The sequence below is a fragment of the Longilinea arvoryzae genome, assembly GCF_001050235.1.
Taxonomy (GTDB): domain Bacteria; phylum Chloroflexota; class Anaerolineae; order Anaerolineales; family Anaerolineaceae; genus Longilinea; species Longilinea arvoryzae.
The window spans coordinates 3,614,410-3,640,440 of sequence record NZ_DF967972.1 but is presented as its reverse complement, the minus strand read 5'-3'; the positions used below and the strand labels follow the sequence as shown (position 1 = coordinate 3,640,440).

Below are 26,031 nucleotides of genomic sequence, written 5' to 3'. Positions count from 1 at the left end.
GCCGCTCGTGCAAAATCACTATACCATAGTAATTTCGAGGTTGCATTAAAAACCACTGATCCGCACCGGCCCCATTAAAAGGGGATCTCCAGACCTGGGGGGGACAGGCCTGGAGACCTTCAGGGAGGGAAAACCACCGTCTTCATTCGCCACTTTATTGTGGCTAGACACCTGATTTTATTTACCGATAAGCCGATGTCTTATGGATAATATACACCTAATTTGTAATATTAACATTAAACAATCATAAGAAAGACGATCGCCTGGAAAATCTTAAGATTGCTTCGAATCCTCTCCAAAGAGGTGCAGCCAGTCATCGAGTTCGCGGTCGCTGAGCTGGCCCGGGCCTGGTTCGGAAGGTTGTGATTCATCCACAACGAGCTGGAGCTCTCGGGCGAATTCTTCGGAGGAGATGCTGGTGGCATGCCGGCTGCGCGCTTCGGCCTGCACCTGGCGGTCGGAGCTGACGACTCGATAATTACGGGCACCCGCCGCCAATTTGTCGAGCCGGGCGCGGATGGCGTCATCCGCGGTCCGACCCTGGCGGACAAAATGAACCGTCAGGGTGCCGTAATGGCGCATCCCGGATTGGCCGGGCGGTGCGCCGTCAAAAAATACCTCGACCGGCTGGCGGCGCACACGGCTGTAGGTTTGCAGCAGGGGAATGAGCTGGGCTTCATCGTCCATGGCGCTCAGGCTGAAGCCGGCTAATTTTGGAATTAAGTTATGACCATCGATCAGGTAAGGCATGGATATTGCGCTTCCCTATCCTTCCATTTTACCGGTAAACTGTGCTATGATTCTACCAGGATTAGACCCTATGGCTTCATGGAAACGCACCCTTCCATTTTTACTGATCAATGTATTGGTCTCGGCTGTGACCACGATTCTGGTGCTTACGATCTGGGACCACGCGCACAGTTCGGCGTTGCCGGCCGCTCAAACCTCCACCAATGTCGCCGCCGCGACCCAGACCACGCCCGCCAGCGTCGCTCAGGCGCCGGCCGGGGATGGCAAGATTACCATCGAGAATGTTTTCGGCGTTGGCGATTATCAAACCGAAGTGGTGGAAATCACCCGCGACGCCGATACCGATCTGGTTCTTACGGGTTGGAAATTGCGCGACGAGAATGGGCATGAATATACCTTCCCCAACCTGACGCTCAAGAAAGGTGCCATTCGCGTCTATACACGCAGCGGAACCGATTCGGTGATCGAATTGTTCTGGGGTCAAAAACAGGCCGTCTGGGAAGCCGGCGAACTGGTTGCGCTGGTGGATGCGCAGGGAACGTTGCAGGCCTCCTACCGTATTCCATAAATCGGTATGAAATGGAAAGGGCGATTGTGAGCGGATTGGATCAAATTGCGGAAGAAAAAATTCGCAAAGCAATGGAAGCCGGCGAATTCGATCGCCTGGCCGGCAAGGGTAAGCCCCTCAAGCTCGATGAAAACCCTTACGAAGCGGAAGGTTGCGGATCCGCTTTCCGCTTATTGAAGAACAACGGATTCACCTTGCCCTGGATCGAAGAAGGCATGGAAATCGAACGCAAGCGCCTGCTGGCGCACCGCTTGTTGCGCAGCGCCCACAGGGGAACTGCTGGCGAGGAACTTGATACCGCCTATGAACTTTTCGCCAGGCGGATCGAGCTTCTCAATCGTGAAATCCTCCAGTACAACCTGCGTGTGCCGGCGATGGTTTTTCAGCGCGGTACCCTGGATCTGGACAAAGAACGCGCCGCGGCGTTAGGCGAAAATCCTGACGCCCGGTCTGCGGAATCTCAATTGCAGGATTAGGTGCATGGCTCAGGCATTCTATCGCAAATGGCGGCCCCAATTGTGGGACCAGGTGGTCGGCCAGGAACATATCGTCCACACGCTGCAAAACGCAATTCGCGGCGGTAAGGTGGGACACGCCTACCTGTTTTCCGGGCCGCGTGGCACGGGAAAGACCACCACTGCCCGTTTGCTGGCCAAGGCGGTCAATTGCCTGGCGGATGAACTGAGTGACCGTCCCTGCGACCAATGCGCGCATTGCAAAGCGGTGGATGAAGGCCGTTTTCTGGACCTGATCGAGATCGACGCGGCTTCCAATACCAGCGTGGACGACATCCGCGACCTGAGAGACAAGATCAATTTTGCCCCCTCGCAGGGACGCTACAAGGTCTACATCATCGATGAAGTGCACATGCTTTCGACCGCGGCCTTCAACGCGCTGTTGAAAACGCTCGAAGAGCCTCCGGCGCACGCCATCTTCATCCTGGCCACCACCGAGGTGCACAAGATCCCGGCCACGGTGCTATCCCGCTGCCAGCGGCACGAGTTCCGCCGCATCCCGGTGCACGATATCGTCCAGCATCTTCACACGATCGCAACCGCCGAGAACCTCCAGGTGGAGGAAGAAGCATTGATCTTGATCGCGCGACAATCCACCGGCGCCATGCGGGACGCCATATCCTTGCTGGATCAGCTCGCCTCCACCGGGGAGAAGATTACCCTGGAAAATGCCCAGAAAGTGCTCGGCACGGCCACCAATCAGGTGGTTGTGGATCTGGTGGGCGCAATTTTGGCGAGCCAGGCCGATCGTGGGCTTGATTTCATCCATCAAGCGCTGGACAGCGGGACCGATCCGCGCCAGTTCGCGCGCCAGGTGGTTGAATATCTGCGCAGCCTGCTGCTGGTTCGCATGGGCAACGCCGATCAGGTGGATGCGACGACCGAAATGCGCGCCCAGATGGCAGCGCACGCATCCCAATTCGATTTGCCGACCCTCTTGCAGGCCATCAAGGTTTTCAATTCTGCGGCCAACGAAGGCCGCTCGGGCTGGCAGCCCAGCCTGATGCTGGAACTGGCCCTCACCGAAACCCTCGCCATCCCGGCCAATGCGGCGCCGGTTTATACTCCGGCGCAAGTTCAAAATCCGGAACCGGCCCGGTCCTCGCGCCCGAGCCCGGCTTTCACACCCGCTCCGGCAAGCCAGCCGGCCGAGCCTCCCGCACCCCGGCCTGACAGATCGGAGCCCAAAACTGAAGCCGCGCCGGTTGAAGCCGCTGCGGCTCCGCAGGCAGCCGTTCAGGCAAATGCGCCGGCCGGCGAGATCAGTTTGCAGGCCATTCATCAAAATTGGGCTAAAATCTGCGCAGCGGCCAAAGCCCGCCGCCCGCAGGCTGTGGGGCTGCTCAATTCGGTCAAAAACTTCACCTTGAAAGACGGCGTCCTGGTGCTGGGTTTTGCCACCGAAGTGGTGCGCTCGAAGATGGACGGAGAAAACCTGGAAGCAACCCGCCAGGCGGTCGAGCAGGTGCTCGGCGTCAGCCTTCTCATCAGCAGTGTGGTGGCCAACGCCAAGGCCAAGACACTGCCGGATGACCTGGGTGTGGACGCCGACGGCATGGTGGGAACCGCCCTCAACCTGGGCGGAAAAATCGTGGATAAAGATTAACCGATGCCCCGCACGGGGATCGAGAGAACAATTACGGAGGATGGTATGGCAAAGGGATTCAACCGCCCGGCGGGCGGAGGCGGCGCGGGCGGCGGTATGATGCAGCAACTGCGTCGCCTGCAGGAACAGATGGAGCAGGTGCAGGCTCAACTGGCGGATGAAACCGTAACCGCCAGCGTGGGCGGCGGAGCAGTCAAGGTCGTCATGACAGGCCAGCAGGTTTGCAGGTCGGTGGAGATCGATCCTGAAATGCTCAAAGACGCGGACGCGGAGATGTTGCAGGATTTGATCTTGAGCGCCGTCAACAGCGCGCTGGACCAGTCCCGCGAGCTGGCCTCCAACCGGATGGGGCCGTTGGCCGGGGGCATGCCCGGCATGGGATTCTAGGCCAGAATATGCCGATCCTGCCTGAGCCCGTTCAAAACCTGATCACCGCTTTCGAGCGGCTGCCCGGAATTGGCCCCAAAACGGCATCGCGACTGGCCTTTCACCTGCTGCGCGCCACCAACGATTCGGCGCAACAGCTCGCGGACGCGTTGGCTGCTTTGAAATCGGCCACCGGCCTGTGCCAGGTATGCTTCAACATCACCCTGGCCGGTCAGTCCGTGTGCGATATTTGCGGCAGTTCACAGCGCGATGAAGCCCAGGTGTGCGTGGTGGAAGAACCGCTGGATGTGGTGGCTCTGGAACGGACCGGGGGCTTCACGGGGCGTTATCACGTGTTGCATGGTGTGCTCTCGCCCATCGAGGGCATCGGCCCGGATGACCTGAAGATTCGCCCGCTGATTGAACGCGTCAAGGCCGGCTCGGTGCGCGAGGTGATTCTGGCGACCAACCCGAGCATGGAAGGCGACGCCACAGCCCTGTACCTGCGCCAGCAACTGCTGCCGCTGAACGTGCGCGTGACGCGCCTGGCGCGCGGCCTCCCGGTGGGCGGCGATCTGGAATACGCCGATCAGAATACGCTGCTGCGGGCGTTATCCGGACGCCAGGAAATGACGAACTGATGACGAAGAAAAGAAACGACTGACGCCGTTACTACGAAGAAGGTAAAACTTCCTGTGATGGCGAGGGTTATCGCTCTGGAAGAAACGACTTACGTCGTTACTACGAAGGAACGGCAGTAACGACGTAAGTCGTTAAAATCAAATACTTTCTTTCTTGAAGGCCGGGATCTCGACCGTCTGACCGGCAGCTTCAGCCTGATAATACGGCACCCAGGCCACGCCGAACAAATCGATGTAGATGTTGCTCTTGGTGGTGTTGACCGGCACCTCGGTCTCATCATCCACCATGCGCGCCCACTTTTCTTCCACACCCTTTTCTTCTTTTTCACGTGAGTCGGTCAGCTCCTCGAGCTGCTTGTTGAGCGCAGTCAGGTCTTCTCGGGCTGTGTCCAGGTCGGCTTTGGCGCTGGCGGTCATGCGGCGTTTGGACAGGCTGCCGGACAGACTGCGTTTGCGCCCGCCGAACAGGCCGACCAATGTTTCGAGGCCTTTGCCCACTTCTTCTGCGGTCCGCTGGCTGACCTCGCGTTGGATTTCCTCGACTTTGTTGGTCTGCTTGCGGACTTTTTCCTTGAGCACGTCCATTTTCTTGTCGTAAGCCAATCCGATCTTTTCCAGATCGGTTTGCATGGCGTCGCGGGCAGCGTCGCTGCACAACTTGCGGAAATCGGCAGTCGTAACTTCCGGGCCGGCGTAGACCTTGAGGGTTTCATTGGCGCGCACCTTGAGGTCGCCGTTACGGAAGACCCAATCCTCGAAATCGCGCTGCAGGGCGGTGAAACGCTTGGGATCGCTCAGCCAACCGGGCAGTGAGGCATAGGTCGCCTGGGGGCGGGGATCGTCGTTCACCTGGTCGGTTTTGTACGGTCGCCAGATGAAGCGGTCCCATTCCACATTCATGCTTTCGAAATCGTCGATCACGCACGCAAATTGCTTGGAAGTATCCAGGCGGTAGCGGGTGTTCACATAACGGGCTTCAGCCTGGGCGATCAATGCCGGTCGATAGACAACGGCTTTCACCTGGGCGCCGGTGGGTTGGCGTGCGGCCTGGAGGGCCTCAGCGGAGCTCAAATCGAGCGGCAGGAAGTATTCGGAGACGCCGGACGGCACCACCGGGCGCGTGCTGGTCAGAGCTGCGCCGCGCGGTGAAACCGGAGCGGCTGCCGGGGTTGGGGAGGTCGCCTTGGTTGCATCGGGCGTACCTGACGGCGCCGCCTGGGAAGCTTTGCCGAAGGGCTGGATGCCCGCCAACTGATTGAGGGCCGGAATCTGGGAGCGCATCAATGGGCCGGCCAGGTAATTCATCGCCCAGCGGGTGGTGAAGAGCTGCGGGCTGGCCTTATTGACGTTGTTGACGAGGAAGACGCGCTTGTCCAACGCAGAGATCTGTTTGTCGATGGCGTTGATGTCGCTGGCGCCGCTGGCCGAGCGCAGACCGTCCAGCAGGCGATTTTTGTCCTGCTCGGTTTGCAGGCGGCCGATCATCCAGGTGCCGGCGTTCGAGAGCGCCTTGTAATCCACATCCACCGGGTTCTGGGTGGCCAGAACCAGGCCGACGCCAAAGGCGCGGGCCTGCTTGAGCATGCGCAGCATCACGGTACGCGAAGGCGGATTGGCCACCGGCGGCAGATAGCCCATGATTTCATCGAAATAGACCAGCATGCGCAGGCCGCTGGTGCCGCGCTGGGCGCGCATCCAGGATTCGATGGCAGCAAAGAGCAGCGTGACGAAGAACATGCGCTCGCTTTCGCTGAGGTGGGCCAGGTAAAAGATGTTGTGGCGGGGTTTGCCGTCCGATGAGGTCTGCAACGCGCCGATGTCGAGCGAAATTCCCTCGAGCCAGGATTCAAAACTGGGCGAGGCCAGGAAATTATTCAAAAGCATGGCCAGTTCGAAGCGGTCCTTCTCGGGGAAGAAGGAATCCAGCGGGAAAGCGCCCAGCCGGTCGAAGGGCGGTTTCTGCACTTCCATGATCAGGCTGGTCAGGTCCAGCGATCGTCCCTGGCTCCAGGCGTTTTCGATGACATTCGAGACCAGAATATGTTCGCGCGAACGCAGGGGATCCAGATCGGTCAGGCCGACCAATCCCAGCAGCGCGGTGACCATGCTGCTGATCTTTTCACGCAGCGTCTCGCGGTTATCTTCCCAGGGCACGTCCGGGGCGGCAAAAGAAGAAAGCACGTTGATCGGCACGCCGGAGGTCGATCCGGGGGTAAAAATGGTGAACCGGGCTGAATTTTGGAGCGCCAGCATATCCTCGCGGCCGATGCCGTAGCCTTCCAGGCCCGTCTTCCAGCTCGCCGCGGTGTCTGCCGCCAGTTGGTCGAGGGTCTTTCCCTCCCGACGGGCGGCTTCGGGGTCCAACCAGGGTTCGAAATCGCCGGGTTTGAAATCCGGAAAGTGCAGCAGGAGGTTGGTCAAATCGCCTTTGGGATCGATGATGATGGCCGGGATGCCCTTGAGCGCGGCTTCTTCGAGCATGCCGACGCCGAGGCCGGTCTTGCCCGAGCCGGTCATGCCGGTGATGATGGCATGCGTGGTCAGGTTGGCCGGGTCGTATAAAAAGGATTGATCGGTGGCTTTGTGTTGTGCCGGATCATAGATGCGTCCCAGGTAGAAATTCTTCGGATCCACAATAACCTCCCAAAAAGCGTGCGATATGATTAACTATACTCGAAAACCGGGATGAGCAGTCGGATCAGTGCGGCAGGGTGTACAGGGCGTACACGTCGCCGAAGGTCTGCGGCGCGGGCAGGCCCGCCAGGAAGGCATCCAGCGCAGTCAGATCGCTGAGCGGGTGGTGGGGGTCATGCGCGGTGCGCAGGTAGTCGATGCCGGCGGAGTAGACCATCACGTGCGTATAGCCGTTTTGCTTCCAGGAACTGAGAATCGCCTGCGGGTCGCCGAACCCGTTCAGGTCGCGCTTCCAGCGGTCGAGGATTTCATCCGGCGAACAGGCCGGGGCGCAGTACAGGCTGCGCGGCTCGTAGAGCATCAGCACCCGGCTGCCCTCCGGCAGTTCTTTAACCGCCTGCATGGCGGGCTGGTACCAGCCCAGGTTGTCCGCCAGGTAATCCTCCTGGCTCTCCAAACCGGCCGCGGCCTGCGGAGCGCCGCTCTTCCAGGTGAAAGCGCTGACCTCGATCAAATTGAAGGCCAGAACCAACAAGACCAGCGCGGTAAAGATGCGGTTCAGGCGCACCTGGGGCAGGGAGACATGGCTCAAGCCCCAATAGCCAAAGGCAGCCAGCGTGGTAAAGGCGGGGAAAAGGGTGAAATAATATCGCGTCTGGATCAGGTTGCCCGAAACGCGGTTGGCGACTGCCCAGATCAGCAGGCCGGAAATGGCCAGAACGGCCGCGTTTTCAAGCGTATTCTGCTGTTCGGGCGTGCGCCGTTCGCGACCCAGCCAGGCAAACAGCCCAAAGCCGAGCAGCAGCGGCCCCAGAGCCACCATGTAACCGTCCCCACCTTCCACGCCCAGGTAAGTGGCGCGCAGCGGGAGGAAGAAGAAATCCAACCAGTTGCCGTAGGAGGGCACGCTCTGGTAGACCTCGAGGCGCAGGGAAGACATCGCGCCGGAAGCGAAGAGGAAGGGATACAGCGGGTTACCGGTGGTGAACAGGTTTTTCAGCAACCAGGGCAGGAAAACGGCCAGCGCCGCGCCGCCGAATTTGAGCGCATCCAGCAAGCCGGCCCGCCAGGCGACCTGGCGTTTCCAGATGTGCCAGGCCAACCCGGCCGCCCCGGCCACGGCCAGCACGGCGGAGGTATATTTCGTGCCCATCGCCAGGCCAATGAAGGCGCCGGCCAGCAGCAGGGACAGGTCGTCCAGCCTGCGCCGCCAGCGGTCCAGCAATACCAACGTGCAGAACCCAAACAGCAGCGCCAGCCAGTCCACGTAGCCCCAGGCGGCCAGCAGTACCAGGGAGAAACCGGCCAGCAGAGCGGCTGCACCCACCCAGGCGGAGCGCACGTTCAGCTTCTGGCTGAAATAACCCAGCAATCCGACCACCGCCAGCAACGCCACCCACCAGCCCAACACAGCAGCGGCGGGAAGCCCGCCAAGGGCAATGGCCCAGGTGAAGAGCATCTCGGCGTTTTGCGGCATGCCGCTCATCACCTGCCAGGGCAGATATTGCACCCGGCCAGCCTCGAGATAGGCCTGCGGCAGCGCCAGGTGCGATACGAGCGCATCGAACTTGAGCGGAGCAGCCATGGCGACGATGAGGGCGTTCAACAGCAGCAGGCCGCACAGGATGGCCACCGTGCGCCCAAAGCCGTCGCTTTCGCGCCACAGATCACGCAGCGCCGCCGCCTGACGCAGCCAGGTCAGCAGCGATCGGCGCAGGAGTACGCCGGTAATCACCGGCAGCAGCGCCAGCAGCCAGGGATACAGGCCGACGGTCGAGCCGAGGATCAGGATGACCAGCGCAAAGGCGCCCAGGCCGAGGGCGGCCTGGATGCTCAGGCGCACCAGGCGGGGCAGATCCTCCAGAGGGGCAACGCGCTGACCGATCGCGCCAGAGACCGCCACCAGGATCAGACCCAACAGCAGGCGCCACAATCCGGTAATCAGGCTGCCCGCCATTTCGGGCGTGAAGGGTTTGTGGCTGACGTAATAGAACAGTAAAATGAAAAACGGCCAGAGAATTGCGCTCAGGCCGATGATCAGGTTTCGTGTGCGTGGATTCTTCAATGGTTGCCTCCCGAAGGAATTATACATTGGAAGTTTCCACAGCACGCCCAAACCGGTATTTATATTTTTGTCAGAATTTCAGGCGAGCAATCGAGCCAGCTCCGTGACAGTGTGATCGACGGCTTTCAGAACCCCGGGCGTGACCGGATGGTCGAACTCGATGTCTTCGGGTTGGATCAGGATCAGCTCCACCGCGCAGCCCAGTTCATGCTGAAGGAATTTGACCAGCACGGAGGGCGGCAAAGTGTGGGTGGTGGCGCTCAGACCGTCGGTCTGGCGCCAATCGACAAGCATCACCGCGCCGGGGGTATCGTCTAGCAGGGCGGCATCGATCAGGATGACGCAGTCGGGCGCAAAACGCCGCAGCGGCGCCGTGAAGGCTTCGGGAGCCAGGCCGGCTTCCAACAGTAAAAGGTGCGGCCGGGAGGCCAGGCGCGCCATCAATCCGCGCACCACCAGCACCCCGGCCGCATCATCTCCATTCAGTTCGTTGCCGATGCCCAGCAGCGCCAGGCGCGGCGAACGATCAAGCGCCGCACTCAGCGTCGCCAGTTTCTGCGCGAGCAGCTCGCTCCAGCAGGAATTGGACATCCTCGTCCTTACCATAATAGACTTCGAACGGTTTGCGTTCCAACTGGGCCAGTTCCCATTCCTGGCTGCTCATCTGAAGGCAACCAAAGCGGCAGCTTTGCACGCACTGCGCGCAGAAGGTGCAGCGGTCTTCGTGATAACGCATCACGAATTTCTTGGCGACCTTATCCAGGACGATCAGCTCGATGGCGTTGGCCGGGCAGTCCTTGATGCACAACTGGCAACCGGAGCATTTACCGGGGTCCCAGATCAATTTACCGCGCAGGTGCTCAGGCGCAGGTTTTCGCTGGAACGGATACAATTCCGTCACCGGGCGTTTGAAGAGCGATTTGAAGATATCACCAAACATCGCACCAATAGCCATGTTTATCCCTCCTTAGAACAGCGGGCCAACCAGGCGGCCGACGATGATGGCCAGCAGTTGCAGCAGGCCGACCAGCGCGCCAACGCGCCACCACATGCCCACGGTTTGATCGATACGCAGGCGGGCAAACAATGATTGTAAACCGGCGGCCACCAGCAGGAGAACCACCGTTTTCCACAGCCAATCCAGCGGATTGGTCAGACCGCCCATGTAGAAGGTGGCGATCAGGGTCAGTCCGATGATCAGTTCGACATCCTTGCCGATGCGGAAGAGCGCCAGGCCGCGGCCCGAATACTCGGTCAGCGCTCCGGAAACGATTTCGGTCTCGGCTTCAGGTGCATCGAAGGGCGGCAGTTCCAGCTTGCCCATCAGACCCACCAGGGCAACCAGGAAGCCGATCGGCTGGGCGACGATCAGCCAGACATTTTCGTGTGCGTAGGCGTTGATTTCGCTGATATTCCAACTGCCCGCGGCGATGGCCGGACCCAACAACGCCAGCAGGAACGGCGCTTCGTAGGCGAAGATCTGGGTGAGGGTACGGGTGGCGCCGATGATGGAGAAGCGCGAGATGTTGTTCGCGCCCGCCAGACCGATACAAATGGTCATCGCGCTGAGCAGGTAGAAGACGACGACTAGATCGCCCTTGAAGCTGTAGGAAGCGTTGAAACCGACCATCGGCACGTACAGCGCGGCAGTCAGCGCCGAAGCCAGGGCAACGATGGGCAGGCCGTGGAACAGGCCGACATGCGCGCCTGCCGGGACGATCTCTTCCTTGGAGAGCAGCTTGAACACATCTGCCAGGGGCTGGAACCAGCGCGGGCCAATGCGGTTTTGGTAACGGGCCACCAGCTTGCGGTCGGCCCATTCGTAAGCTAGACCACTGGCCAGCAGGAAAAGACCACCGGGGAAGAACAAAAGCAGTACGATGGAGGGCAGTGGTAGGTTCATCGGTAATACTCGATTCCGTGTTGGCGTAAGTCTTCCCAGGTCCATACCTGGGCGTCATTGGCGCGGCGAATTTTAATCAGGCGATCGTTGCAGGAGAAGCACGGATCGATGCCGGCCAGGATCATGGGGATATCCGCCAGCTTGTGGCCGACGGCGAAGTTGATCACCGAAGACCAGTTGCACAGGCTGGGGGTGCGTACTTTGACGCGCTCGGGCTTTTCACCGCCGTTGCTCTTCAAGAAGTAGAACAGCTCGCCGCGCGGCGCCTCGACCCGGCTGATGGTTTCACCGGCCGGAATTCGGCGCGGGACGCGCGTGGTCAGCTCACCTTCGGGCATGTGATCCAGCATTTCACGCACCAGACGGTAGCACTCATAAAGCTCTTTGAGACGCACCACAAAGCGCGCCAGCAAGTCGCCGTTTTCGTCCGTGATGACGTTGATGGGGAAGGTTTTGTAGGCGGCATACGGTGCCGAGTCGCGGATGTCGATGGTCACGCCGGAGGCGCGCGCCGTGGGACCCACCGAGCCGAGCGCAATGGCCTGTTCCTTCGTCATCGTGCCCACGTCGCGCGTGCGCCCGAGGAAGGTTTCATCGGTGGTGACGACTTTCATGTAGTGGTGGGTGCGCTGCTCAAGGAAATCGATCCCCTTGAGAATCATGTCGCGCTGCTTGTCGTCGATGTCGAACTTGACGCCGCCCAGTACATTGGCCGAATAGTGAACGCGGTTGCCGCTGATGGTCTCGAGGATGTCCATGACCGTTTCGCGGTCGCGCCACGAGTACATGAAGAGCGTGTCGAAACCACCTTCATGGGCGGCCACGCCCAACCAGAGCAAATGGCTGTGGATGCGTTCGAGTTCAGCGACCAGCGTGCGGATGGCCTGGGCGCGCGGGGGCGCTTCGACCTTGGCGAGCTGTTCCACGCCTTCGGTGTAGGCGGTGGCGTGAATGTGGGAGCAGATACCGCAGATGCGTTCGAGCAGATAGATGTTTTGGGTCCAGTTCCGGTCTTCAGTGCCTTTTTCGATGCCGCGATGGACGTAGCCCAGGCGAACTGAGGCGCCGGTGACGATTTCACCATCCACGGTGAACTCGAAATGTCCCGGTTCCTTCAAAGCCGGATGCTGCGGACCGATGGGGACGATAAATTTCTGGTTCGATTCCTGTACAGCCATTGGTTTACTCCTTTCCTTCGGTTGCCGGCGCAGCAAAGCCGGTGAAGGCTTTGCGCAGCGGGTAAACCCCGTCAGGCCATTCATCGGGAAGGACCAGACGGTCGCTGTTCGGGGTGCCCTCGATGCGAACGCCGAGCAATTCCATGAGTTCGCGTTCATAGAGCGTGGCGTAGGGCAGCAGATCACATACACTGGGAAGGATGGCGTCGGCATATGGCAGGCTGACCCGGATCGTGAGTACGGCGGGACCGTCGCAGAAGTGATAGAGAACTTCCAGATGGCCTTCCACGGCCGGCTGGCCTTCGGCAGGCGCGGGCGCCGCGCAATCCAATCCGCTGATGGCTGAGAGGTATCCCCAGCCGACTTCCTTCAGCGCCTGGACGGCTGCATGAAGATGCTGGCTATCGATCACCACGTCGCAGCGGTTCGCTTCGGGGTGCGTTGCAGTAGCGGTCCAGGGCTGCAGCAGGCTTTCAACAGTTTGTAAACGAGTTTCGATATCCATGCTGCCTCCTATTTCGGTTTCAGACTTTGCAGCAGCGCCACGACGCCCTGGATGATGGCTTCGGGGCGTGGCGGGCAGCCGGGAATGTAAGCGCTGACAGGGAGAACTTCGTCGATGCTGCCAACGATGCCGTAGCAATCGTGAAACACGCCGCCCGACAGGCCGCACGATCCGATTGCCACAACGAACTTGGGATCCGGCATCTGTTCGTAGATGCGCAACAGCCTGTCGCGACTCTGGAGGGTTACCGGACCGGTGGTGAGGAGCACATCCGCATGCCGGGGGCTGCCTTCCAGCTTGACGCCAAATCGTTCCAGGTCGTAGCGTGGGGTTAAGGTTGCCAGAATTTCGATATCACACCCATTGCAGGAGCCGCTGTTGTAATGAATTACCCAGGGAGAATTGATGCGCGCCCAGGCTCGCAGACCATCCATGACTTTCTGCATTGGACTTGAGGGAGTTTTGACTTGCATATCCATAATTTTTCTGTCCTTTCCACTCAACCCAACAGGAGGGCAACCAGGGCCAGCATCAGCCCCACCAGGAAAGGAACCATGGTGGTGCTGAAATCGCCGAGACCCAACACCAACATGCCCAGGTGTAAGATGGCAAAGAAGAGCGCGATGACGAAGAAGGGACTGTAGCCGGGTGCGGCCGAGCGGGTGGGGGATTCTTCACCCGAACCGTAAGCCGAACTCTTGACGGCGTTTTCCTTCGTCGGGCCGGCGAGTCGCATGCCAATCCAGTAGATTACCAGGACGAGCGGGATGTAGATTAGAAATGCTAGCGGCGGGGTTAACAAGATATCCATTGTTTTTCTCCTCGATTAGCCGCCCATCAGCAGGAACAGGCTGAGCGCCGCCCGGCTGGTAAGTTCGGTGAGCAATGAAGGCCAGACGCCGATCACAACGATTGCCAGCGCCAGCAGGATCATCGGCGCTGCCATCCAGGCTGAAATCGGTTTACCTTCCAGGACGGTTTGAGATGGCTCGTTACGGTACAGTCGGTTGACCATGGGCGCATAGTAGCCCAGGGAGAGCACGCTGTTGAGCGCCGCGAAGATGACCAGGGCGATGGCCACGGTATTGCCCGTTTCGAAACCGGAGGCAAAGATCTGCCATTTGGACATAAAGCCGGCCAGCGGAGGCAGCCCACCCAGGGCCAGAACCGCCAGACTGAGGCAGAACGCCGTGACCGGGTAGCGCCGGGAGGCGCCGTTCAGGTCATTCAGCGTCAACGCGCCGTGGCGGTCGTTGGCGATGTAGAGTGCATACAGCAGGGCGCCGGCCGCAAGGAAGGCCAGGCCCTTCATCAGCGCATGGTTGAACAGGTGGAAGAAACCGCCCACCGCGCCATCGGCGGCGCCGTAGGTGAAAGCCATGCCAAAGCCGAGCAGCATGTAGCCGACCTGGCTGACGCTGGAGTAGGCCAACAGGCGTTTGACTTCGGTCTGGCGCAGGGCCATCAGGTTGCCGACCAGCAGGTTCAGCGCGCCAAAGACAAGGAGCAGGATGCCCCAGATATGGCTGGTGCTGGTGGCATACAGGCAGCTCAGAGAGCGCAGCATGGCCACCAAACCGGCTTCGATGACGATGCCGGAAAGCATGGCGCTAATGCCGCTGGGCGCCTGCGAATGCGCGTCCGGCAGCCAGGTGTGCAGGGGAACGAGGGCGGATTTGACGCCAAAACCGATGACGAACAACGCGCCGGCCGCCAGCAGGAGCGGATTGGCGGATTGAGCCGCCTGACGCAGCAGGTCGAAACGCATGGTTCCGGTGGCGGCAAACGTCAGGGCAAGCCCCAGCATCACCAGCGTCGAACCGGTGGCGCTCTGGACCAGGTATTTGATGCCGGCTTCGAGGGATGCCTTTTGATCGCGGTAGAAGGCAACTAGGAAGTAGGAGGTGACGGCCATGAGCTCGAACCACAGCCACATGTTGAACACGTCCGTGGCGCAGCCCAGGCCGATGATGGCGCCGATCATGGCGACCAACAGGGCGTAGAATTTTTCTTCGCCGACTGTGGCTTCCATGTATTTGGTCGAGTAGAGGGTGGCCATCAAACCCAACGCCAGGACGGTGACCGTCAGGAACAGCCCAAGACCGTCCATGGTCAGGCTGAGGTCCCCAAAGGTCAGGGTGATGCCGGTGTACGTGGCAGTCGCGCCAACTCCGGCAAAGTAAGTGAAGACGCCCGCAGCCAGCAGCGCCAGGATCGCCAGCCAGCGGGCCGGATTGGCATTGCTGGAGCTGCCGTTTTGGCGCGCCCAGAGACGCCCGACCAGATATACGATCGGAGAAGCTACCAGGGGCAGCCCGAGAACCAGTGTAAAAGCGGTGTTTGCATCCATGGCTACCCTCCGAAGATAACAATCGCCAGGACCAGGACCAGCCCGGCAACGATGCCAAAGATGTTCCAGTTAAGTAAGCCTGTTTGCGTCACCCGCAGCGCCTCGGCCGAGTCTTGCGTGCCTTTGACGATGCCGTGGTTGATGGCTTCGAAGCCGAAGCTGTTGGCAGCAGCCCGACCAATGCCTTGCAGCGCATTGGAAAGCCCGGAGAGCTTCTCACGCCACCACCAGGCCGCCAAACCCAACGCAATGACCACCAGGGCGACCAAAGTCGGAACGCTGAGCACTTCGTGGACGACTTCGCCCAGCGAGGTGATTTCGATGCCATGCGAGGGCAGGGTATTGGGTCCCAGCAGCTTGCCAAACGGCCCGGCCAACAGCCAGGAGGTGAGCGTGGCGAAAGCCAGCGGGATCAGCGCCACTTTCATGGCGGGACCGGCATCGTGAACGTGTTTTTCGGAGTGCGGTTCGCCGTAGAAGACCATCCAGATGCAGCGGAAGGTGTACAGGGCAGTGATGCCGGCGCCGATCAACATGAGGACGTACGTCCACATCGGCGCGCCCTTAAGCCCGGCTTCCAGGATCATTTCCTTGCTCCAGAAGCCGTTCAAGATGGGAATGCCCGCCAGCGCGAGCCCACCGATGATGAAGACGGCGCGCACGAGCGGCATTTGCTTGCCCAGGCCGCCCATCTCACGCATGTCGCGGGTGCCCACCGAGTGGATGACCGCGCCTGCGCCGAGGAAGAGCAGCGCCTTGAAGATGGAGTGGCTGAACAAATGGAACTGGCTGGCGTAAATGCCGCCGGCTCCGATGGCGTAGAACATGTAGCCCAATTGGCTTACCGTGGAGTAGGCCAGCACGCGTTTGAGATCATTCGAAACCAGGGCCATGACGGCAGCCATCAACGCGGTGATCAACCCCACCAGAAGGACGGCCATCGTCCAACCCGGCACACCCTTGAAGGCCGGATAGAAGCGCGCCATCAGGTAGACGCCGGCGTTGACCATGGTGGCCGCATGGATGAGCGCACTGATGGGGGTCGGGGCTTCCATTGCGTCCGGCAACCAGGTCTGGAAGGGGAACTGAGCGGATTTGGCAGCCGCGGCGACCAGGAAACCGAAGGCCATGATGGCCAGCAGATTTCCGGGCATCAGGCTGGGATTGGCGATGAGTGCATTGAAATCAACCGAACCCGTGGCCGAATAAAGCAGCAACGCGCCGGCCAACAGGCCGATGCCGCCCAACTGGGTGATGATGAGGGCTTTGATGCCGCCGGCCACTGCCTTGGGGTCATCGTTATGGAACGAGATCAAAGCATAAGAGCACAGAGCGGTAATTTCCCAGAACAGGAAGACCAGCAGCAGGTTGCTGGTGAGCACCAGGCCGGACATACCGCCGATGAAGAACAGCACCATGGCGTAGTAACGGCCGAGCTGCTCTTCGCCGCGCATGTAATCGACCGAGAAAATAACGGCCAGAGAGCCGACCACCGTGGCGACCACGGTGAGGAAGACGCCCAACCCGTCGGCGATGAAGGTGAAATTACCAAAAACGCCGCCGACCGGGATGCTGATCGCGACCTGACTCGTGCTGTACGGAATCAGGGCGACGCCGGCGCCGCCGGCCAGCAAAGCAAAGGCGACGGCAGCATAGTGCTTGAAGTTGGGATGGCCGTTGCCGGCCAGCCAAACGACCAGCCCACCCAACCAGGGAATTGCAATTGTGAGGGATAAAAGTATGGCTGCCATGGCTTATCTCCGCAAGGTGGTGAGCGCTTTGGTATCCAGCGTGCCAGTATGGCGGCGGATTTGAATGGCCAATGCCAGACCAACGACGGCTACGATGGTATCTGCGACGATGACCACGAGCGCCATGCTTTGCGCCTGAGCGATATTCCCGCGCAGGCTGCCAGCCAAAATGAAGGCCACCAGTACGCCCTTGACCATGATTTGCAGGGCGATGATGACCTTGATCAGGTTGCGGACGGCCAGCAAAGCATACAGGCCGATGCCGACCAGGCCAAGAATGACGATGCCGGCGATCACAGGAATGGATGGTGTCATTCGTGCACCTCTTTTTTCTTGTCTTCGGCCAGCAAACCCAGCATGGCCAGCGCGCCGGCCAGGATCAAAACGGCCATCAAGAAGACATCCAGGCTGCGCGATTGCCACAAGGTAGTGCCCAGATCACCGGTTGGCAACGCTGGCATGGCGACATTCACGCCGGGCAGCATCAACCAGCCTACCAAAAGAATAGAAACAGTGATGATAGCCCACGCCAAAGGACGGGGAATCAACGGGTGAGCTGCCATGGCTTCTTCACCGGAAATGTTGATTGCAAAGACAAACAACACGGTGACCAAGCCGGCGCCCACGCTCAGTTCGATGACGGCAATTTCTGGTGCGCCCAGAAGATAAAGGAACAGGGCGACCAGGGCGCTCGTGCCGGCCAGCCAGATCGCTGAAACCAGCAAACGATGCGTGCGGATCGCCATAATGGCGCACAGCAGAATTCCCACCATGATGAGGATTTGCCACATGGGACGACCTCCTTGAGGGATGAAATAATAATATGGGACCTATTTTGTATAACTTGATGACTTCCAGAAGTCACGTGGTAAGTGTCATCAGAATTTATGTACTCTTTCCTGAATTGTTGATTGGTTATATTTTTTATTAAAACGATCAAATTAGTGTGATAAAAATCACAAGGCAGGATCGTTTTCTCAGGGCGAAGCCCATCCTTACAGAAATTTGGATGTTGGCGGCCGATCCCGGAACGGTTTGGATCCGGGAGGTCTACCTGGCTCGTGGCAAAAAAATCCCGGCAGAGAAACAGGCCGTTGAGTTACTCTGCCGGGGTCCGGACCTGGACTTCGATTATTCGATGGTCAATAGATTACCGGCGCTGGTCGCTTCCACCTCGGGGAAGTAATAGATGAAAGCATGCGCCGGGAGAACCTGAAATTCGCCGGCTGTGGTCGGGACGAGCTGGTAAGTCAGTTCGTACGTTCCGGCAGGCAGGTAAGGCGCCACCCAGGTAACCGAATCGTCGCTGATCTGCGGATCGCCGAAGTACCACCAGCCCCAGCCCTGGGCGAAGGGGTTACGCGGGTTGTATTGCGATCCCGCCACCTGATCGGTCAGGGCCAATTGACTGGTCTTCAGGCTCAGGTCGAGCACTTCGGTGCCGGCCGGCAGCCAATCCTCGACGACGGCGTAATACTGGTCGCTTGGTACGGTCAGCGACAGGCGCACCCAGATGGGCGCCTTCGCATCCAGGCGGGCGGTGGTGATTTCAGGACAATCCGGCAGCTTGCAGGTCTCATCGACCTGGTAATACCGCCTTTCCAGCGCCATGCCGCGTTCGATCGGTTTCGCATCCTGGGCCAGGCGGTCGATTTTCAGGTAAGCCCGATAATACAGCCGTCCGTTTCCGCCCTGGCGCGAGATCACCAGTTCGTTGGGATCCTTCGGCAAAAGCTGGCCGATGGGTACGTTGGCGCGCACCGGATTCAGCGCCGTTGCGCCGCCGGCTTCGCCGCTGGCCAGAGGTGAGCCGTTGAGCGCGGCGGTGAAGGTGAAATTCGCCTGCAGGTCGCCCGTGCCTTTCATGGTCTCGATCAGAGCGGTGATCACCCAGGCCGATTCATAGCTGGTCGACCAGCCGCCGATTTCTTCGCGGTTGGTGATCAAATAGCGGGTCGCGTCCACCAGCAGCGGACTGGCCGGGTCGAGCCGGGCCAGGGCATAGGTGACGATGGCGGTGCTCAGGTTGCGGGTGACGAAATTCTGGCGGTATTCGACGGCATCCTGCCAGTTGACACCGCTCGCGGAGCGCAGGGCCGTGGCCTGCAGATCTGACAGCAGGGTGGTGGTGTCGGCGTTGCCCGGTTCGAGTTTTTCCAGCGTCAGGGCCAGCATCGCCTTGGCCCATGGGTTGAGGCGGCTGCGCAGGGCGAGCAGGGATTGCGGCTCCAGCGCCGTCTGGCCGGCTTCGGCCAGCACAAAGTACTGGAACGCCAGGCGGTCGAGCTGGTAATCCTCGCTGGACATTTGAGGCGCGATCAGGCTGGCGAGCAGGTACTGCACGCCATTATTGAAGGGTTGGTTCGCGACTTCGAAGCCGGCTTCACGGGCGCGCGTCAGAGCCCAGACGGCGTAAATGGAAATCTGCGGATCGCTGCCGGCGGTGGAATCCCAACCCCAGCCGCCGTCCGATTTTTGGCGGGCGATCAACTTGGGCAGATCGGTCTTGATCTGGGCATTGAGCTGGTTTTCGAGTTCGATGTTGCTGATCCCCAGTTCTTTGAGCGCGCGGTAGGTTTCCAGGTTGGGAACCAGGCGTGAAACCATGGCTTCGGTGAAATCGTACCGTGATTGCTCGATGACGGTCAGGTCGGACAACACCACTGCCGCCAACGAAGGCGATAGTTCCACCTGAAGTTCCCCGCTGGTGGCGGTAAAGCTGCGCGGCAGCGAGACCGTCTCGATGCGTTGCCCCGCTTCGGAAAGCATGCCAGCCGTGCCGAAAGTCTGCGGCGCACTGAAGGTCAAGACCGGCAGTTTGCCCCAGCTTGGGCGGGCGAAGTCTTCCAGCCCGCCGCCCTGGGCTCCGAATACCAGGTCGGCTTCTGCGACGCTTTCCACAGTGCCCCACCAGGTCACGCGTTGTTGACCGCCGGCTTGTATTTGAACGGTCTGCAGGGCCTGGGCTGAATCATCGAGCGTGAAGCCGGTCGGTTTCAGGCTGACCTGCACATCGAGGTCCTGGGTGGTGTTGTTGTTGACGACGGCCGCAAGTTCGAGGTGATCGCCGGCGACCAGAAAACGCGGTGTGGCCGGACGCACCAGCAGATCGCGGGTGGCGATGATTTCCAACTCAGTCTCACCCACCAGCGAATCCCGGGTGATGCCGCGCACCATGCCCACCCAGGTGGTGACGTTATCCGGCAGGGTCAGGTTGATTTGCGCGCGACCGTCTGCATCGGTGACGACTTCACCGTTCCAATAGGCTGTGTCCTGGAAATCCTCGCGTACAGTCGGCGCGGCTACCATACCGTCGCCCCCGCCGCCGCCCCGCCCGGGCGGAATGGCGATCGAGCGCAGGCCGTAGGCAGCCAGCGACAGGCTGGTGGAGACGCCCAGGTATTGATCGCCGTAATACGCCTCGATGATCGACGCGGAATTGGGATCGGCCAGCGCCAGCACGGCTTTATCCACCAGCGCCAGGGAGAATTCACCCTGCACGGGTTGCCCGGCGGCGTCGCGCACTTCCAGGGTCAGAGTCAGCGGTTCGCCCGGTCGGGCGCGGGCAGGTTCGCCGGTCAGCTTTACATTCAAGATCTGGGCCGCCGGATCGACCTTGAGTTCGATAAAGCCCTGCCTGAAATCAGACCGCCCGCCAGCAGAGCCCAGGATGGTGACCGAAACATAGACATTCGGCGCATCCTCTTCGGACAACGGCAATTGATAATCCAACCCCGATCCGGTCAGGTGGACGACTTCGGTGCGCATGACTTTGGCGCGTTCGACGGAAACCAGCGCAAGGGCCTCGCCGGCAAATGGATTGGGAATGAAGATTCGCGCGCTCTGTCCGGGTTGGTAGCTCTGCGCGTCCGCGGATAGACGCAGGCGCTGATTGGCAAGCATCGGCCAGGGGGCGGATCCGGCGCCGCTCACCCAGACCCAAACCTGCGTCACTGCATTGGCATTGGAAACCGTCACCTGATAGATTCCCGGATCCTGCGGCGTAAAGGCGATCCGCGCCAGGCCGTCCGCGCCAGTGGTGAAATCGGTGCTGCCCACGGAAGTAAATTCCGGGGTGTTGGCCATTTCGCCCGCATCGGCGCTGAAACTCTGTTTCCAGGTAATTTTCTGGAAATTCGCTTTCAAGGGGTGATTCGGGCTTACCTTCTGATTCCAATCCACCGTCAGGACGCTGAAGGCCAGTTCATCGCCGGCCTGGCTGCTCCAGACCTCGGGTTGGACGCCGATTGCAAAATCGGCTGGCAGCAGGCGCATCGATCCGCGCCCACTGACGGGTTGGTTGGAAGGATCGGTGATGGTCGCTTCCAATGTCAAATCCTGCAATTCGGTCTGGTTCAGAGTGGATAACTGATCCGGCGTGAAGGTAAGCTCTACTTTACCGGACGTATCCGTGGTGGCTTCGCCGGTCAACAGAATTTGTGGGCCGGAATAGGTGAAATAGAAATAGGGATTCAGCCAGTTGGTGTCGACCGGACCTACCTGATATCCGCCCGGAATGTAAAAATCCGAGCGCTGGCGTGAAAGCGACCAGGTCACCGGCAAATTTCCGGCCGGCGCGCCAAAGTAATACTGGGCGTCGATAACAGCGTGCAGATCACTGCCGTTGACGGCCTGGTTCGAATCGAAATCGACCTTGACCTCCATCTCGGGTTTGCGGTAGTTGGCCACCAGAAAGAATAGATAGGTATCCGTACCTGGCACTTCGAAATGATACTGCCCGGGAGTTGCATTTTCAGGCAGGGTAAAGGTCATGCTGAACGTGCCAAAGGCCGTCAGGGATTTGTTTTGCGTATCGAGAGTCGCGGACTCGCCCGTGAGCGGATCGAAAGGTCCGACCATGGAGGCCGTATATTCCTTTTCAGGAGCCAACTCATAACGGCCGTTCACAGGAGTACGAACGATGCCGCGAAGATAAACTGTCTGGCCGGGCCGGTAGATCGGGCGGTCCGTATACAGGTAGACTCCCGGTTTGGACGGTTGAATCAAACTGGAAATTCCGTAATCCCAGGCATTGATGCCGGCGTACCAGTTCGTGACGGCCAATGAAAAATTAGCATCGCCCGGCTGACCCGAGACAACATATAGGTAATCGTAGACATTGCGATCCGACGACAGAGGAACGGTTGCCAGTCCGTTTGGGTCGGTTGTGCTGCTGCCCACCTCGGTCTGATTTTGATCCAGAACCCGGACATCCAGACCGCTGACCGGTTGGTTGGTCTCCAGGTCCACGGCCCAGATCAACATTTCGTCGATGCTGACCTTGAGCGTCATTTGAATGTGGCTGGAGACGATGTAGAAGTTGATATCGTGGTCGTAACTAAATAATTGAGAAGAACCGACGCTGAAAGCGTATAAGCCCGGTTTGAGCGGTTGGCCTTCAGGGGTCAATTCGACCCCGATGGTCTGATTGCGGTTGGCTTCCAGGTTCACCGCCTGCTGCCAGCGGTTTGGCTTGGGCGGATAGGTGTCGTAATTTTGGGTTCCGGAAATGAAATCTTCCAGAGTCAGTTCGCCGGATCGAATGTTGAGGGAGGTCAGGTTGGTGGCATTTGCCGGCAGAAGGCTGTCGTCGGAAGTCAGGAAGAGCACGCGGCTGCCGGTGGATTCCACCATTGGAATGTTCAGAACCGGCTGGCTTTCCTTGGTGTTGAAATTCAGGGTGAAATCCGCGCCCAGCGCCATGCCCCACTGATCGGCGAGTTCGCCGGAGAGGGTGAGTACATAATCGCTGCTGGGTTTGAAATAGCCATAGATATTCAGCGTCTTTTCGGTGGCGTAATAACTGACATCGTTGATCTCCGGACTGAATTGGACCAACTCTGTAAAATCCTGTTTTGTGGACAGCGGTGACGAAAAGGTGAGGACCAGGCCGCCGTAACCGCCGTAACTTTTGATCGTTTTTCCCTGTCCGGGGTCGGTGCCGACCACGGATAACGCCGGAACGGTATGGAAGTTTGCCGCCAACGGCTTGCTCAGGGCGGTGCCGCCCAGGCCCGTGGCCTGGGTCGATAAGGCCAACGTATAAAGGGTGTCGCGGGCCAGCATTTCAGCGGGTGTATAGGTAACCTGGGTGGCATCCTCGGACCATTTGAGGCTGCCCGGTATGGGGTCGCCGCCCTGAGGAGTAAATTTAAGATTGGCCTCCACGCTGGCGCGATCGACCGGCTGGTTGAAGGTCAATGTGATGGGGGTATCCAGGCCCAGTTCGGTACCGGAAGCCGGCTCGAGGTTCACCAGTTGGGGAAGGGCGGTGGTGAAGGACCAGTTCAGGCTTGCATCCGATGACCACGGGCTGCCGGACTGGCTTTTCAGATCCGGGGCGAGGGTGATGGTGTATTTCACGCCGCCCTGCATGGCTGGATCCGGGTAGAAGATATAGGTGCTGGTATTGAGCCATTCGCCGCGGCCTTCCACGGGGGGATCGATGATGAAGGCATCCGGCGCAGCGCTGGTTTCGCCCAGCGCAACCACGGGTAAATTGAACGTCGCCACCACTGCCGAGGTCGGGTCGATATCGGTGCTTTCGGGTCGCGGCAACCGCTCGGTGACGGTCAGGTAAGGCGCGGTCTGAAATTCGTACGAGACCGGGCTGCTCATGGCCAGGCCATTGGCGGCCGTGGCGCTATCTTCGATGGTCAGGGTGATGGGCGTGTCGGGAGGCAGGGCCTGGTCGGGGATGAAACGCATGGTCGATGGATCCGGCCATTCGAATTTTCCGGCCATTACCGGTTCGGTGCGCAGTGCGCCCTCGACGGAGGCGCGCTGCATGGGCTGGTTGAAATAGACCGTCAATGCGCCGTCCACGGAAAGATCACTGTTGGGAAGTGGATCGGTTTCCACCACGGCGGCGGGCAGCGGTTTGGCCGCCGCGACGGGCGTTGCGGGCAGTTCGGTGGGCGGGGTTGTGGTCGGGGTGGGTGAGACGATGGGGAGGTTGCAGGCCGAACTGATGAGAATCAGAATTACTGCCAGTCCAAAGAAAACAGGCTTAACCGGCAGGCGGTGGTTAGAGGAATATTGGATTTTAGGGTTCATGAGGTTGGCCCTATACACTGCGTATGGATTAGGGGATCGCAATTACAGTCTGTGTACCAGACGCTGTTCTCGAGATCAAGGTTCCAGCGTTTTCGAACATTATTACTCATATTATATAGGAATGATCCCAAGATCAATCCTTTCGAGGCCTGTCTGCCAGGTTTGGAGATTAAAAAACGGCGGCCGGAAGGCCGCCGTACATCAATCCGCCGGAATGTGGCATGGATTATTTCATGAAATTACCGAACATACGTTGGTAATAATCATAGTTCAAATCCGGACGATGATTCGGGCTGGTTCGATCCGCCTGGGCAGCGAACGTGGCCACCACGTCGTTCGCGTCCAGCGTTTTGCCGTCGGAAAAGGGGACGTCGTAACGCAACAGAAACGTCCATTCTGTGAAATCGGCGTTGGATGACCAGGTATCGGCCAGGGAAGGTTGCGTGAGTAACGCGGCCGGGTCGTAGGAGGTAAGCGTGTCGAAGACCAGGCGAGTGATCCGTAAGGTATCCTCGGAGCTAAAATCAACCGGCCAGAGGGTCCCGGGTTTGTCGGCTTGCATAAAGGTCAGGCTTTTAGTGGTGGTGGCCATCTGAGCAAAGCTCTCGCCAAACGCGCCGTTGAGAATGCCGTCCACCGCAGTCCGATACGCATAGGCTTCATTGGTATATACCAGTGGAATCAAAGGCGCCTGGTTCTTGACCCACTCGTTAATATCATCGTAGTTTTCCTGGATCACGGTTGTGTCGCTGGTGGCCAGCGCGGCAGCGATCTTCCCGGCGACAACCGGGTCGGTCTTCCCGATCATCGGATTATCCTGGGAAAAAAGCGGTTCGAAGAAGCTGTTGGCGTCCGGATAATCCGGGCTGAAAGCCATAAAGTACAGCCCCAGTTTCCCTTCCGAGAGGGATTGCTGAAACTCTTGCGTCGGCAGGGGGTTCAACTGCACTTTTACGCCGATCATTTTCAGTTCCTGCGCCAATTCTTCGGCCAATTTGTCAGGATAGGGGATCAATCCGCTGGACGTTTGATCGTAGGACAGAACCAGTTCCTGATCGAGATCGAAATTACTCTGACTCAAGGTCTCTTGCGCCTTTTCGGTGTTGTAAACATAACCGGTCGATGTATTCGAGTGACCGGTCGGAAACAGGACCGGGACAAGTTCATCGGCGGACTGGGCCGAAGAGCCGAATAAATCGTCGGCCAGTTTCTGGCGATCGATCGCGGTGGCAAGCGCCTGGCGAAAGAGGAGGTTATCGAAAGGGGCCAGGGTGTTGTTCATCCCGAGGAAAACCGTGTTGATCACCGGGGATTCTTCTACCTTCAGAAAATCATCCAGGAGAATGGTCCCCACATCCATTGGATCGACAGCGCTGATGCCGTCCGCAGTGCGCAGGCTCAGATTTTTGCGGCGGATTTCAGCATCGCTATTCCAGGTGAAGGTGATGAGTTGCAACCGCACCGGAATGCCCCAGTAATTGTTCCATTGGCCTACGAAAAGACTGTCCTCGGCCGTTTTCGTGATCCGAAAAGGACCGGTTCCGTTCGCAATCAGGCTGATTTGTTCCGGATCGCCCTGGGTTTGATTGAGAACCACATCGTCTTGAATCGAAAAAGCGGGCACACCCACCTTGGCCGGAAAAGTTCGATCTGGCGCGCAAAGTTCGAAGGTGACGGTATTTCGATCGACTGCATGGATGGCGCGGATATGATTGCCGTTATTGCAATCGGGCGCAACGATCGATTGGGCAATGAATGCGCCTGAATTCGGTTGCGCCTGAACCGATTGAACCGCCTGGCAACTGCTAAGCCCCAGGCTGGATAGTATAAAAGGGACCAGGAGGGCGTAGAGAGAACGTGATTTCACAGTATCCTTTGAGGGTGTTGAGAGGAAAATGAATCTCAATTTACTTGAATTCGATAAACTGAGGTTTTAAGAGCATTCAAGCGTTTATTCTCGGGATTGATTATACAATTTTGCCCGGATAATTCTATTCAAGATGCACGAGTTTGCAGATTTGTAGACTTGGTGTATACTCGCGTGGGATAAAATTTCCATGTTCCTGATCCCGGTCAAGATGATTCGTTTTGGCCCATTCTGCACTTAAATTATTTTTTTCGTATAGGTAGCGGCGTTTCGTAA

Annotated in this window: 21 protein-coding genes; 5 read left to right on the top strand and 16 right to left on the bottom strand. The window is 59.1% G+C overall.

The annotated features are described in order from the left end of the window. Window positions 1-273: 273 nt before the first annotated feature. On the bottom strand, window positions 274-750 hold the full coding sequence (locus tag LARV_RS16330) for an NYN domain-containing protein (protein WP_075074643.1): 477 nt from the start codon (window positions 748-750) through the stop codon (window positions 274-276). Between the two features lie 70 nt (window positions 751-820). On the opposite strand from LARV_RS16330, the gene LARV_RS16325 reads away from it, so the two are divergent. Genes LARV_RS16325 through recR form a run of 5 tightly spaced genes read left to right on the top strand, consistent with a single transcriptional unit; the run spans window position 821 to window position 4,446 of the window. Further along, window positions 821-1,318 carry a lamin tail domain-containing protein gene (locus tag LARV_RS16325; protein ID WP_075074642.1) on the top strand — a complete coding sequence of 166 codons (498 nt, stop codon included), beginning with the start codon at window positions 821-823 and terminating at the stop codon, window positions 1,316-1,318. 26 nt (window positions 1,319-1,344) lie between these two features. Then, the gene (locus tag LARV_RS16320) at window positions 1,345-1,794 is read left to right on the top strand and encodes a DnaJ family domain-containing protein (RefSeq protein WP_075074641.1); all 450 of its coding nucleotides are present in this window, start codon (window positions 1,345-1,347) and stop codon (window positions 1,792-1,794) included. Window positions 1,795-1,798: 4 nt separating this feature from the next. Then, the gene (gene dnaX, locus LARV_RS16315) at window positions 1,799-3,439 is read left to right on the top strand and encodes a DNA polymerase III subunit gamma/tau (protein WP_075074640.1); all 1,641 of its coding nucleotides are present in this window, start codon (window positions 1,799-1,801) and stop codon (window positions 3,437-3,439) included. 45 nt (window positions 3,440-3,484) lie between these two features. Further along, a complete protein-coding gene (locus LARV_RS16310; RefSeq protein ID WP_075074639.1) occupies window positions 3,485-3,826 on the top strand; it encodes a YbaB/EbfC family nucleoid-associated protein in 342 nt (113 codons plus the stop codon). Window positions 3,827-3,834: 8 nt separating this feature from the next. After that, window positions 3,835-4,446: a recombination mediator RecR gene (gene recR / locus LARV_RS16305; protein WP_075074638.1), complete on the top strand. Its 612-nt coding sequence runs from the start codon at window positions 3,835-3,837 to the stop codon at window positions 4,444-4,446. 138 nt (window positions 4,447-4,584) lie between these two features. Here recR and LARV_RS16300 read toward each other — a convergent pair whose 3' ends face one another. The 15 genes from LARV_RS16300 to LARV_RS16230 all read right to left on the bottom strand — a co-directional run bounded on the left by LARV_RS16300 (window position 4,585) and on the right by LARV_RS16230 (window position 25,755). Then, a complete protein-coding gene (locus tag LARV_RS16300; RefSeq protein ID WP_083522638.1) occupies window positions 4,585-7,080 on the bottom strand; it encodes an ATP-binding protein in 2,496 nt (831 codons plus the stop codon). A 64-nt stretch (window positions 7,081-7,144) separates the two neighbouring features. Further along, window positions 7,145-9,145: a hypothetical protein gene (locus LARV_RS16295; protein WP_152031830.1), complete on the bottom strand. Its 2,001-nt coding sequence runs from the start codon at window positions 9,143-9,145 to the stop codon at window positions 7,145-7,147. Between the two features lie 78 nt (window positions 9,146-9,223). After that, window positions 9,224-9,736, bottom strand: coding sequence for a hydrogenase maturation protease (locus LARV_RS16290; RefSeq protein ID WP_075074635.1), 513 nt, complete (start codon window positions 9,734-9,736; stop codon window positions 9,224-9,226). Further along, a complete protein-coding gene (locus LARV_RS16285) occupies window positions 9,672-10,100 on the bottom strand; it encodes a 4Fe-4S binding protein (protein ID WP_075074634.1) in 429 nt (142 codons plus the stop codon). The genes LARV_RS16290 and LARV_RS16285 overlap by 65 nt, the downstream gene beginning before the upstream one ends. Window positions 10,101-10,112: 12 nt before the next feature. Further along, window positions 10,113-11,048, bottom strand: coding sequence for a complex I subunit 1 family protein (locus LARV_RS16280; protein ID WP_075074633.1), 936 nt, complete (start codon window positions 11,046-11,048; stop codon window positions 10,113-10,115). After that, window positions 11,045-12,226 carry a hydrogenase large subunit gene (locus LARV_RS16275; protein WP_075074632.1) on the bottom strand — a complete coding sequence of 394 codons (1,182 nt, stop codon included), beginning with the start codon at window positions 12,224-12,226 and terminating at the stop codon, window positions 11,045-11,047. The genes LARV_RS16280 and LARV_RS16275 overlap by 4 nt, the downstream gene beginning before the upstream one ends. Before the next feature lie 4 nt (window positions 12,227-12,230). Next, entirely contained in the window at window positions 12,231-12,731 is a 501-nt protein-coding gene (locus LARV_RS16270) for an NADH-quinone oxidoreductase subunit C (protein WP_075074631.1), read from the bottom strand. Between the two features lie 8 nt (window positions 12,732-12,739). Then, window positions 12,740-13,204 (bottom strand): NADH-quinone oxidoreductase subunit B family protein, encoded by a 465-nt coding sequence (locus tag LARV_RS16265; protein WP_083522761.1) that lies wholly within the window; start codon window positions 13,202-13,204, stop codon window positions 12,740-12,742. A 26-nt stretch (window positions 13,205-13,230) separates the two neighbouring features. After that, on the bottom strand, window positions 13,231-13,542 hold the full coding sequence (locus LARV_RS16260) for an NADH-quinone oxidoreductase subunit A (protein WP_075074629.1): 312 nt from the start codon (window positions 13,540-13,542) through the stop codon (window positions 13,231-13,233). A 15-nt stretch (window positions 13,543-13,557) separates the two neighbouring features. Then, window positions 13,558-15,081: a complex I subunit 5 family protein gene (locus tag LARV_RS16255; protein ID WP_075074628.1), complete on the bottom strand. Its 1,524-nt coding sequence runs from the start codon at window positions 15,079-15,081 to the stop codon at window positions 13,558-13,560. Between the two features lie 2 nt (window positions 15,082-15,083). Then, complete coding sequence (locus tag LARV_RS16250; protein WP_075074627.1) at window positions 15,084-16,832, bottom strand: NADH-quinone oxidoreductase subunit 5 family protein; 1,749 nt, start codon at window positions 16,830-16,832, stop codon at window positions 15,084-15,086. A 3-nt stretch (window positions 16,833-16,835) separates the two neighbouring features. Beyond that, window positions 16,836-17,147 carry an NADH-quinone oxidoreductase subunit NuoK gene (locus LARV_RS16245; protein ID WP_075074626.1) on the bottom strand — a complete coding sequence of 104 codons (312 nt, stop codon included), beginning with the start codon at window positions 17,145-17,147 and terminating at the stop codon, window positions 16,836-16,838. Continuing rightward, window positions 17,144-17,623 carry an NADH-quinone oxidoreductase subunit J gene (locus LARV_RS16240; protein ID WP_075074625.1) on the bottom strand — a complete coding sequence of 160 codons (480 nt, stop codon included), beginning with the start codon at window positions 17,621-17,623 and terminating at the stop codon, window positions 17,144-17,146. Before LARV_RS16240 ends, LARV_RS16245 begins: the two co-directional genes overlap by 4 nt. A gap of 340 nt (window positions 17,624-17,963) precedes the next feature. Beyond that, a complete protein-coding gene (locus LARV_RS16235; protein WP_075074624.1) occupies window positions 17,964-23,888 on the bottom strand; it encodes an Ig-like domain-containing protein in 5,925 nt (1,974 codons plus the stop codon). 226 nt (window positions 23,889-24,114) lie between these two features. Then, window positions 24,115-25,755, bottom strand: a complete 1,641-nt coding sequence (locus LARV_RS16230; RefSeq protein ID WP_075074623.1) for an ABC transporter substrate-binding protein — start codon at window positions 25,753-25,755, stop codon at window positions 24,115-24,117. Window positions 25,756-26,031: the final 276 nt, after the last annotated feature.